General features: G+C 69.3%; 7 protein-coding genes, 2 pseudogenes and 2 riboswitches. Of the genes and pseudogenes, 8 read left to right on the forward strand and 1 reads right to left on the reverse strand.

Annotated features, from left to right (window positions below; all coding sequences use genetic code 11):
- Positions 1-82 precede the first annotated feature (82 nt).
- On the reverse strand, positions 83-1,090 hold the full coding sequence (locus tag SJH88_RS16735) for an ABC transporter substrate-binding protein (RefSeq protein WP_274755137.1): 1,008 nt from the start codon (positions 1,088-1,090) through the stop codon (positions 83-85).
- A 134-nt stretch (positions 1,091-1,224) separates the two neighbouring features.
- Positions 1,225-1,450: riboswitch (cobalamin riboswitch) on the reverse strand.
- 59 nt (positions 1,451-1,509) lie between these two features.
- Between SJH88_RS16735 and SJH88_RS16740 the strand changes: the two genes are divergently transcribed.
- The 8 genes and pseudogenes from SJH88_RS16740 to SJH88_RS16780 form a co-directional block, all read left to right on the forward strand.
- The gene (locus SJH88_RS16740) at positions 1,510-2,013 is read left to right on the forward strand and encodes a GNAT family N-acetyltransferase (RefSeq protein WP_274755138.1); all 504 of its coding nucleotides are present in this window, start codon (positions 1,510-1,512) and stop codon (positions 2,011-2,013) included.
- A 45-nt stretch (positions 2,014-2,058) separates the two neighbouring features.
- A riboswitch (cobalamin riboswitch) is annotated at positions 2,059-2,274 on the forward strand.
- Positions 2,275-2,469: 195 nt separating this feature from the next.
- A pseudogene (cobO, locus tag SJH88_RS19875) lies at positions 2,470-3,026 on the forward strand (cob(I)yrinic acid a,c-diamide adenosyltransferase).
- Complete coding sequence (locus SJH88_RS16755; protein ID WP_274755141.1) at positions 3,026-3,901, forward strand: ABC transporter substrate-binding protein; 876 nt, start codon at positions 3,026-3,028, stop codon at positions 3,899-3,901. Before cobO ends, SJH88_RS16755 begins: the two are co-directional and overlap by 1 nt.
- The gene (locus SJH88_RS16760; RefSeq protein ID WP_274755142.1) at positions 3,898-4,932 is read left to right on the forward strand and encodes a FecCD family ABC transporter permease; all 1,035 of its coding nucleotides are present in this window, start codon (positions 3,898-3,900) and stop codon (positions 4,930-4,932) included. Before SJH88_RS16755 ends, SJH88_RS16760 begins: the two co-directional genes overlap by 4 nt.
- Positions 4,932-5,741: an ABC transporter ATP-binding protein gene (locus SJH88_RS16765; protein WP_239222970.1), complete on the forward strand. Its 810-nt coding sequence runs from the start codon at positions 4,932-4,934 to the stop codon at positions 5,739-5,741. Before SJH88_RS16760 ends, SJH88_RS16765 begins: the two co-directional genes overlap by 1 nt.
- A gap of 43 nt (positions 5,742-5,784) precedes the next feature.
- The gene (gene cobW / locus SJH88_RS16770) at positions 5,785-6,864 is read left to right on the forward strand and encodes a cobalamin biosynthesis protein CobW (protein WP_274755143.1); all 1,080 of its coding nucleotides are present in this window, start codon (positions 5,785-5,787) and stop codon (positions 6,862-6,864) included.
- Positions 6,864-10,690: pseudogene (gene cobN, locus SJH88_RS16775) on the forward strand (cobaltochelatase subunit CobN). Before cobW ends, cobN begins: the two are co-directional and overlap by 1 nt.
- Positions 10,690-11,461 (forward strand): magnesium chelatase ATPase subunit I (locus SJH88_RS16780; protein WP_274755144.1); only part of this gene is annotated, 772 nt, incomplete at its 3' end. The pseudogene cobN and the gene SJH88_RS16780, both read left to right, overlap by 1 nt.

Raw genomic sequence — 11,461 nt, forward strand, 5'->3', positions numbered from 1 at the left:
CGCAGGCGGGCGCGCCACGGTCTGCATCAGCACCGTGCGCACCCGAGCGTGGGCCGCGGGGCCCGGCGTGGACGGCCGCGTGTCACTTCGCGCGGCCCTGCAGCTGCAGCACCGCCTCGGCGATCTGCTCCATGCCATCCACCTGGCGGATGGAGCCCTGCAGCGCATCGGCATCCACGATCACGATGCGCTGGTGCTTGACGGCATCCATGTGCCGGGTGACCGGGTCCTGCTGCAGGAATTCCAGCTTCTTCTGGTAGTCGTCGGCCGGGAAGCGGCGGCGGTCCATGCGGGCGATGATCAGCACCGACGGGTTGGCCTTGGCGACAGTCTCCCAGCCCACGGTGGGCCACTCTTCGGTCGAACTGACGATGTTGCGCAGGCCCAGGGTCTGCATCATGTAGCCGGCCACGCCGTTCTTGCCGGCCATGTAGGGGTCGGCCGCCAGGTCGGCGCTGGAGAACCACAGCGCCGCGGTGAGCGGCTGACGCTGCGCGCCCTGGACCTTGGCCACGGCCTGGGCCTGGCGGTCGCTGAGGCTCTGGACCAACTGCGCGCCGCGCGCCGGCACGCCGAAGATCTCGGCCAGCTGGCGGATGCTCTTGTACAGGGTCTGTACGTCGTAGCTGGCCGTGCGCGTGCCGTCGGCGCCGACCAGGTTGTTCTTGCCTTCGCAATCGGTCGGCATGGCGTAGGTGGCAATGCGCAGGTCATGGAACTGCTCGCGCGTGGCGACCACACCGTCCTTGCCCACCATCCACTCGAACTGCGAGACCACGAGGGCTGGGCGCTTGCCGATCACCGACTCGAAGCTGGGAATGTTGTCCGACAGGCGCGGCACCTTGTCGTTGATGGCCTGGAACTGCGGCAGCACGGGGTTGAACCACAGGGCGGTGCCCACCACTTTGTCGCCCAGGCCCAGGGCGTAGAGCATTTCCGTGCCGCCCTGGCCGATGGTGACCACCGAGGCCGGTGCCCGGTCCAGTTGGAGGCGATGGCCGCAGTTCTGCAGCTGCAGCGGGTAGTCCGCAGCGTGGGCAGACAGGGCGGTGGCCAGCAGGGCGGCGTAGGCAAGGCGTCGAGGCAGCATCAGGGGGCTTCTTTCCAGAAACAGCGGGTACCCCTGGAAGCACTGGCAACACCCCCGCGGCGCGCGGGACCCCGAAAGGCCCTGGCAGGCAGGTCCACGGGACATTGCTCACTTCCCGGACACCCCGCCGGCAATCGATGGTTGGTGCTTTGGCAGGTCTCCTGACTGGCACGTCATCGCGTCGCCCCGCCTTCCCGAATGTGGATTCAGTGGCGGATGGGGCGGGCTCGTTGCCTACAGTTGCGGGGGCAGTTCCATTCGGCCGCCAGACCCTGAAGCGGGTGGCGGTCATTGGATTCCCTCATGCGGCTGGCGGTGGCTGGCGCATGTCCTTGCGGAACCAAAGTTCGGGTAATGTAGCTGATTTTGTAGCGTCTGGCGCAGGCACCGTCTGCGTGGACACCTGTTTTCAGCCTGATATGTCCCTTCCCGAATGCATGGTCATTGCGCCCGTCCACCGCCTGGAGGTGGTGCAGGATTTCTTGCACGTGGCCCGCCAGCAGATGTTCGGCACGCTGGTGGATCCGCAGCAAACCCCCACGGATCTGCAGCATTTTGAGCAGGTGTACGCGGCGGGCACGGGCGGCATGTGGGCGGCCCGGCATCCGCAGCACGGCATGGTGGGCAGCATTGCCTACCGCGCCTACGATGGCCGCTTTGCGCAGCTGGATTTCGGTGCGCTGCGCGTGGTGGAGGTGGTGCGCCTGTTCGTCGCCCCGGTGTGGCGCCGGCAGGGGCTGGCCATGGCCTTGCTGGACCACGTGCGCCAGCACGCCATCGCCCAGGGGGTGCAACTGCTGTACCTGCACACGCACCCGTTCCTGCCGGGCGCGCTGGAGTTCTGGCAGCAGCAGGGCTTTGAGGTGGTGCAGCGTGAAACGGCCGCGCCCTGGCACACCATCCACATGCAATGCGCCCTGTAGCGCGTGCCGCCCGCGGTCTGCGCCGCGGGGGCGGCAGTCGCTTCTATAATCCACACTCCAACAGGAGCCCCGCCGCACCCGCGTGCGTGGGGTGAAACGGGAAGTCCGGTGACCTCACACCCCTGGTGTGGAGCATTCCGGCGCAGCCCCCGCTGCTGTAAGCCTGACAGACACACTTCGATGCCACTGGGTGCCCCCCGGGAAGGCGGTGTGCGCTGTATGACGGCGAGCCAGAATACCGACCTGTTGGCACGCAGTTGTATGCCACGGGGTGTGGGCCGTTTGCTGACAGGTTCCATCCCGCCTTGGCGGGGCGCCGGCCCGCCGCACACACACACCACCTTCCCGTATGGGCATGCCTTTCCATGGAAATGGCTCGGGGAGAGCATGGACCTCACGTTCAAACAACAGCATGCCGAACGCATGCAGGACAAGAAAGCCCAGGTGCAGGCTGCCATGGCGCGCGCCCAGGTCGAGCGCGGTATCGTCGTGCTGCTGACCGGCCACGGCAAGGGCAAGACCACCTCGGCCTTCGGCATGCTGTACCGGGCCCTGGGCCATGGCCTGCGCGCCGGCGTGGTGCAGTTCATCACGGGCACCCACGCCTCGGGCGAAGTCACCTTTTTGCAGCAGCAGGGGCTGCTGGGGCAGGGGGCGATGGCCCAGGTGGACTACCACGCCATGGCCACGGGCTGTTCCTGGCAGCGCAGCGACTGGGAGGCCGACAGCCCGCCGCCAACCAGGCCTGGCAGGCGGCGCAGCGCATGCTGGCCGACCCCAGCCTGCGCCTGGTGGTGCTCGACGAGCTGACCTTCATGCTGCAGTACGGCTATCTGGCGCTGCCCCAGCTGCAGCAGGCGCTGGAGCGCCGCCCCGCCGGGCAATCGGTGGTCATCACCGGCCGCAGTGCGCCGGCACCGCTGCTGGCGCTGGCGGACACGGTCAGCGAGATCGCCGACACCCGGCATGCCTTCCAGGCCGGCGTGAAGGCGCAGGCGGGTGTGGACTTCTGATGCGGCCACCGCTGCAGGCCCTGCTGCTGGCGCTGTGCGCCGGCCTGCCCATGGCCGTGGGGGCGGGGGCGGGGGCGCTGCCCACGCTGATGTCCACCAACATCTGCGCGGACACCCTGGCGCTGAGCCTGGCGGCGCCGCAGCAGATCCTGTCGCTGTCGCGCCAGAGCCAGGATGCGCAGCGCTTTTCCCTGGCCGCCCAGGCCCGGCAATTTCCCGCCAACGAAGCGACGGCGGAGGATGTGCTGCACCTGGAGCCCCAGGTGGTGCTGGCCTCGCGGCGCTGGAATGCCCGGCACCAGACGGCCTTGCTCCAGCGCCATGGCGTGCAGATCGTGACGGTGCCGTTTCCCACCGACTGGGAGGGCATCTTCAGCAGCACGCGCAAGATGGGTCAGGCCCTGGGGCGCGAGGCCGCCGCGCAGGCGCTGCTGGACAGCCTGTCCGCCAGGCTGGCGCAGTTGCGCGGCACACCGCGGCCTTTCAAGGTCCTGTACCTGCGCCCGAATGGCGGCAGCGCGGGGGCGCAGACGCATGTGGACGCCGTGCTGACGGCCGCCGGCCTGCGCAACCATGCCAGCGCGCTGGGCCTGCAGGGCTGGGGGCGCATTGATCTGGAGCGCATCGTGCAGAACCCGCCCGACATCTTCATCACCCCCGGGCTGGTCAATGACGCGGCCTATGCCCGCTCCGGGCTGAGCCGCCATCCGCAGATGCAAAAGCTGCTGCAGCACATCCCCGTGGTGGTGCTGCAGCACAACGACTGGGGCTGCAGCAACTGGCAACTGATTGAGGCGGCCGAGTCGGTGGCCGCCCAGATCGACGCCTTGCCGCGGCCTGCCGCCCGGGTGGCGCTGCGCGAGGGGGGGCCATGATGCGCTGGACCCCGCGCACCGGCATGCCCCGTGTCTGGCTGCTGAACACCGGGCTGCTGGCCCTGCTGCTGGTGTTGGCCGGCATCTCCCTGGGCATCGGTTCGGTGTCCATCGGCGTGGCGGACTGGTGGGCGGCGGCCTGGCAGCCCGCAGGCGCCAGCGATTTGGCCGTGCGCCACCAGGCCATCGTGCAGGAAATCCGCCTGCCGCGCGTGGTGCTGGCGGTGCTGGTGGGCATGTCGCTGGGCGTCGCGGGTGCGGCCCTGCAAGGCCTGCTGCGCAATCCGCTGGCAGAGCCCGGCCTGCTGGGCGTCAGCTCCAGCGCCGGCCTGGGCGCCGTGCTGTGCATCTATTTCGGGCTGTGGCACTGGAATGCCTGGCTGTTGCCCACGGTGGCCATGGCCAGCGCGGCCGCCGCCACGCTGGTGCTCTACCGCATCGCCAGCCGGGGCGCCAGCAACCTGACCCTGATTCTGGCGGGCGTGGCCATGTCCTCGCTGATGGCGGCGCTGACGTCGCTGGCCATCAACTTGGCCCCCACGCCCACCGACATGCAGGACATCGTGCTGTGGCTGATGGGCTCGCTGGCCGACCGCAGCTTCGACGAGGTGCGGCTGTGCCTGCCGTTCATTGCGCTGGGGCTGCTGATCCTGGCCGGCAGCGGCCGGCAACTGGATGCGCTGACGCTGGGCGAGGACGAGGCCGCCAGCATGGGCGTGAACCTGCCGCGGTTGCGCGCGCAGGTGATTGCCGGCACGGCGCTGTGCGTGGGCGCCAGCGTGGCGATGACGGGGTCCATCGGCTTCATCGGACTGGTGGTGCCGCACCTGTTCCGCAGCCTTGTGGGCTACCGGCCCTCGCGCCTGCTGCTGCCCAGTGCGCTGGGCGGGGCCGTGCTGCTGCTGGGGGCGGACATTGCGCTGCGCCTGCTCAGCGGGCGGGTGGAGCTGATGCTGGGCGTGGTCACGGCCCTGATCGGCGCGCCCTTCTTCTTTTACCTGGTGGTGCGCGAGCGCTGGAGGCATCGCTGATGCGTACGCTGTCGGTCGAGTCGCTGCAGGTGGCATGGCGGGGCCAGACCTGCGTGCAGGACCTGTCGTTCCAGGTCCAGTCGGGCGAGCTGCTGGCCCTGATCGGCCCCAATGGCGCGGGCAAGAGCACGGTGCTGCGCGCCCTGGCCCAGCTGCTGCCGCACCAGGGGCGGGTGCTGCTGGATGGCGAGGACCTGGCACGCCTGGCCCCCCACCAGCGCGCCAGGCGCCTGGCTTACCTGGCCCAGGGCGACCAGGTGGCCTGGCCCTTGCAGGTGCGTGACTTCGTGGCCCTGGGGCGCCTGCCGCACCAAGGCCGCTGGCGTCTGGCGTCGGCATCCAAAACCGATCAAAATGCCGTGGATGCTGCGCTGAGTGCTATGCATTTGACGGACATGGCCGAGCGCCACCTGCACGCGCTGTCGGGCGGTGAACGCGCCCGCGCGCGCCTGGCCCGCGCCATGGCCGTGCAGGCGCCGCTGCTGCTGGCCGACGAGCCCGTGGCGGCGCTGGACCCCTACCACCAGCTCAGCGTGATGGAGCTGCTGCGCGCCCAGTGCAATGCCGGCCACGCCGTGGTCGTGGTGTTGCACGATCTCACCCTGGCCAGCCGCTTTTGCGACCGCGTCCTGCTGCTGCAAGGCGGGCGGGCCGTGGCCTGCGGTGCGCCGCGCCATGTGCTGACCCCGGCGCACCTGCAGCGTGTCTACCAGGTCCAGGCCATGCATGGCGAGCATGAAAGCCAGGGCTACGTGCTGCCCTGGCGCTGCCGGCCTGGGACAGAACCCTCGGGGGCCGGCGTGCGCTGAAGCCGACGACCCATTTTTCACGGATCACAGGAGTCTTTCGACCATGAACACCCACCAAAAAATTCCCGCCACCATCGTCACCGGCTTTCTGGGCAGCGGCAAGACCACGCTGCTGCGCCACATCCTGGCCAACGCGAATGGCCGCCGCATCGCGGTGATCGTCAACGAGTTCGGCGAGCTGGGCATCGATGGCGACATCCTGCGCGGCTGTGGCATCGGCTGCGAGGACGAGGCCGGCGCGCAAAGCGGCCAGCTGTACGAGCTGGCCAATGGCTGCATGTGCTGCACCGTGCAGGAAGAGTTCTACCCGGTGATGCGCAAGCTGATCGAGCGCCGCGACGAGATCGACCACATCCTCATCGAGACCAGCGGCCTGGCCCTGCCCAAGCCCCTGGTGCAGGCCTTCAACTGGCCCGAAATCAAGAACGCCTGCACGGTCGACGCGGTCATCACCGTGGTCGATGTGCCCGCCACGGCGGCCGGGCAGTTTGCCGCCAACCCCGCGGCCGTGGATGCCCAGCGCAAGCAGGACCCCAACCTGGACCACGAATCGCCGCTGCACGAGCTGTTCGAGGACCAGCTGATCTCCGCCGACCTGGTGGTGCTGACCAAGCTGGACCAGGCCAGCACCGCCGAGCGCGCGCAGGTCGAAGCCATCGTGCGCGAGGAAGTGCCGGCGCAGGTGAAGATCGTGGCCGCCAGCCATGGCCAGATCGACCTGGACGTGGTGCTGGGCCTGTCCAGCGCCTCGGAAGACAGCATCCATGAACGCGTGGGCCACCACGAGCACGGTGAGGACGACCACCACCACGACGAGCACGACCACGACGTGTTCGACTCGGTGGTGGTGCAACTGCCCGAGGTGGAGCGCGAGGCCTTGCTGTCCCAGCTGGCCGCCATCGTGGCCGAGCACACGGTCTACCGCATCAAGGGCTTTGTGGCCTTGCCGGACAAGCCCATGCGCCTGGTGGTGCACGGCGTGGGCAAGCGCTTTGACAGCTACTTCGACCGCCGCTGGCGCGAGGACGAGGCCCGCCAGACCCACCTGGTGTTCATCGGCCACGACCTGGAGGAGGGCGCGATCCGCGCTGCGCTGGACGGTCTGACTGCCGGAGCCTGCTGATGCACCTGCTCGCTGTCCAGCCCGGTGGCTTTGTCGACGACGAAGCCTTTGTGTCCAGCCTGGGCCAGTCGCCGGCCGACGTGGTGGTGCTGAGTGCGGCCGACACCACGCTGGCGCTGCTGGCCGATGCCTATGAACAGTTGCAGGCACAGGCCACAGCCCCGGGGCTGGAGGGCGAGCCCCTGCCGACGGTGCGCCTGGCCAACCTGATGCACCTGCGCCAGCCCGCCTCGGTGGACCTGTACGTGGACGAGGTGCTGCAGCACGCCCGCGTGATCGTGATCGACCACCTGGGCGGCGAAAGCTACTGGCCGTATGGCACGGAGCGTGTGCGCGAGGTCTGCCGCAAGCACCGCATCACGCTGGTGATGTTCTCCGGCTGCACCACGGAAGACATGAACCTGCTGCAAAAAGCACGGCCTCCATCGAGCAGTGCCGCAGCATCTGGCGCTACCTGCGCGAGGGCGGGGCGGCCAACGCGCGCGAGATGTTCCGCTACCTGTGGCACAGCTTCCTGGGCGGCGCCCAGGCGGCGCTGCCCGCCCGGCCGCTGCCGGCCACCGCCGTCTACCACCCGGCGCACGATGTGGCCACGGTCGAGGACTGGCAGCAGCCCGGGCCGCTGCAGTGGCAGGCCGGCCAGCCGGTGGTGGTGGTGCTGTTCTACCGCGCGCACCTGCAGTCGGGCAACACCCAGCTGTTCCACACCCTGTGCCAGCAACTGTGGGCCCAGGGCATGAACCCGTTGCCGCTGGCCGTGCTGTCGCTCAAGGACGCAACCAGCCTGGCCCTGCTGCACCAGCTGTGCGCGGCCCACCAGGTGTCGCTGATCCTGAACACCACCTCGTTCGCCCAGTCGTCGCTGGAAACCCCGGGCGACCACGCGCTGGCGGGCGACATCCCGGTGCTGCAGGTCATCATGTCGGGCAGCAACCAGCAAAGCTGGCTGGACGACGCCCACGGCCTGCAGCCACGCGACATCGCCATGCACGTGGCCATGCCCGAGGTGGATGGCCGCATCATCACGCGTGCCATCAGCTTCAAAGGGCTGTCGCACCGCAGCGCGCTGACCCAGTCCGACGTGGTGCAGTACCAGGCCCATCCGGAGCGCCTGGCCTTCGTGGTGGAGCTGGCCCGGCGCTGGTGCCGCCTGCGCCACCGGCCCAATGCCAACAAGCGCCTGGCGCTGATCCTGGCCAACTACCCCACGCAGGAAGGCCGCCTGGGCAATGGCGTGGGGCTGGACACGCCGGCCTCGGTCATCCACATCCTGCAGGCCCTGCAGCAGCAAGGCTATGCACTGCAGGACATCCCCGCCGACGGCGATGCCCTGATGGCGCTGCTGCAGCAAGGCATCACCAACGATCCCGCGTCCTGGCAGTTGCGCGCGGCCCAGCAAAGCCTGGACCTGGCCAGCTACCAGGCATTCTTTGACAGCCTGCCGGAGGTCAACCAGCAGGCCGTGCTGCAGCGCTGGGGTGCGCCCGAAGCCGATCCCATGCTACGCCAGGGGCGCTTCATGGTGGCCGGGCTGCGCCTGGGCCAGGTGTTTGTGGGCATCCAGCCGGCGCGCGGCTACCACCTGGACCCCATGGCCAGCTACCACGACCCGGACCTGGTGCCACCGCATTACTACCTGGCCTTCTACCACTGGCTGCGCACCGCCTGGCAGGCCGATGCCATGGTGCACGTGGGCAAGCACGGCAACCTGGAATGGCTGCCCGGCAAGAGCGTGGCCCTGTCCCAGACCTGCTGGCCGGACCTGGCGTTTGGCCCCATGCCGCACCTGTACCCCTTCATCGTCAACGATCCGGGCGAGGGCACCCAGGCCAAGCGCCGCGCCCAGGCGGTGATCGTGGACCACCTGATGCCGCCGCTGACGCGCGCCGAAAGCTACGGCCCGACGCGCGACCTGGAGCGCATGGTGGACGAGTACTACGAAGCCATCACGCTGGACCGCCGGCGGGCCACGCTGCTGCGCCAGCAGATCCTGGCGCACATCGTCGCGCACGACCTGCACCAGGACCTGGGCATGGCGGCGCCGCGCTCCGAGGCCGAGGAGCAGGAGCTGCTGAACAAGACCGATGCCTACCTGTGCGAACTCAAGGAAAGCCAGATCCGCGACGGCCTGCACATCTTTGGCCAGTCGCCCACCGGCCGGCTGGAGCGCGACACCTTGCTGGCTCTGGCGCGCCACCCCGTGGGCCACGGCCAGGGTGCCAACAACAGCCTGATCCGGGCGCTGGCGCAGGACCTGCTGCCGGGCTGCGACTTCGATCCGCTGGACGCCGCCTGGGAGCAGCCCTGGAGTGGCCCGTTCCCCGAGCTGCTGCGGCAGGTCGACCCCCAGCCCTGGCGCCACACCGGCGATACGCGCGAGCGGCTGGAGCTGCTGGCACTGCAAATTCTGGAGCATGATGCGCTTGACAGCATTGCGCTGGAGGCCAATTTCGTGCATGCCCGTCAGGTGCTGCAACGCGTGCAGCACGATCTGCGACCACGCCTGCAGGACTGCGGCCCGCAGGAAATCCTGCAGCTCAGCCGTGGCCTGCAGGGGCGCTTCGTGCCCGCCGGGCCCAGTGGTGCGCCAACGCGTGGTCGCCCCGACGTGCTGCCCACCGGGCGCAACTTCTTTTCCATCGACACCCGGGCCGTGCCCACGCCCACCAGCTGGACCCTGGGCCTCAAGTCGGCCCAGCTGCTGGTCGAGCGCTACACCCAGGAGCATGGCGACTACCCCCGCTCGCTGGGCCTGTCGGTCTGGGGCACGTCCACCATGCGCACCGGCGGCGATGACATCGCCCAGGCCTTCGCCTTGCTGGGCGTGCGTCCCAAGTGGGACGACGGCAGCTGGCGCGTGAGCGACTTCGAGGTGCTGCCCATGTCCATCCTGGGCCGCCCCCGGGTGGATGTGACCTTGCGGGTGTCCGGCTTCTTTCGCGACGCGTTCACGAACGTGATCCGCCTGTTCGATGCCGCCGTGCAGAAGGTCGCCAGCCTGGACGACGAGGACGCCTTCACCAACCCCATCCGCGCGCGCGTGCTGCAGGAAGCGGCCGAGCTGCAGGCCCAGGGCCTGAGCCACGAGGCGGCCCGCCACCAGGCCGGGCTGCGCGTGTTCGGCGCCAAGCCCGGCAGCTATGGCGCCGGCCTGCAGGGGCTGATTGACGGCCGCAACTGGGACAGCGACGAGGACCTGGCCACGGCCTACCGCAACTGGGGCGCCTATGCCTACGGTCAGCAGGACGACGGCACGGCGGTGCCCGAGACCTTTGTGCGCCGCCTCAGCGAGATCCAGCTGGTGGTGCACAACCAGGACAACCGCGAGCACGACCTGCTGGACTCGGACGATTACTACCAGTTCCAGGGGGGCATGGCGGCCGCCGTGCGCCATTACAGCGGCCAGCAGCCGGACCTGTACTTTGGCGATCACAGCAACCCGCAATCGCCGCGCATGCGCACGCTGCAAGAGGAAATCAGCCGCGTGGTGCGCGCCCGCGTGACCAATCCCAAGTGGATCGAGGGCATCAAGCGCCACGGCTACAAGGGCGCGTTCGAGGTCGCGGCCACGGTGGACTATCTGTTCGCCTTCGACGCCACGGCGCGCGTGGTGCGCGACGACCAGTACGCCCGCGTGACCGACGCCTTCGTGGCCGATGCCGCCACGCGCGATTTCCTGCAGCAACACAATCCGGCGGCCTTCCACGGCATGTGCGAGCGCCTGCTGGAGGCCATCGGCCGCGGCCTGTGGCAACAACCCGGTGAGCACCAGCAACTGCTGGAGCAGCACTTGCTGGCCACCGAGCAACTTTTGGAGAGCCGATGATGTCGACAGCTACCCCGCCTGCCACCACGCCCGTGGGTTTCCCCTTCACGGCCATCGAGGGCCAGCCCCTGCTGCAACAGGCCCTGCTGCTGGCGGCCGTGGACCCCTTGCTGGGCGGCGTGCTGGTCGAGGGGCCACGGGGCACGGCCAAGTCCACCAGCGCCCGGGCGCTGGCCGCGCTGCTGCCGGCGGGCCGCTTTGTGAACCTGCCGCTGGGCGCCACCGAGGAGCAACTGGTCGGTTCACTGGACCTGGAGGCGGCCCTGCAGCGCAGCGCCGTGCAGTTCCGCCCCGGCCTGCTGGCGCGCGCCCATGGCGGGATCCTGTATGTGGACGAGGTCAATCTGCTGGCCGATGGCCTGGTCGACCTGCTGCTGGACGTGAGCGCCAGCGGCATCAACCGCGTGGAGCGCGACGGCGTGTCGCACCAGCACGAAGCGCGCATCACCCTGATCGGCACCATGAACCCCGAGGAGGGGCAACTGCGCCCGCAGCTGCTGGACCGTTTTGGCCTGTTCGTGCGGCTGGAGAACGTGCCCAACGCCCAGGTGCGCAAGGCGATCGTGCGCACCCGCATGGCTTTCGATGCCGATCCGCAGGCCTTTGCCAGCCGCCATGCCGCCGCACAGACGGCCCTGGCGCTGCGTGTGGCGCAGGCCCGCGACCGGCTGGCCACCGTGGAGTGGCCCGAGGCCGTGCACGACGAGGTGGCCCAGCGCTGCCAGGACGCCGGCGTGGAAGGCGTGCGGGCCGATCTGGTGATGCTGCGTG

This window comes from Comamonas sp. GCA5, from assembly GCF_036541385.1.
GTDB classification, from domain to species: Bacteria; Pseudomonadota; Gammaproteobacteria; order Burkholderiales; family Burkholderiaceae_C; genus Comamonas; species Comamonas aquatica.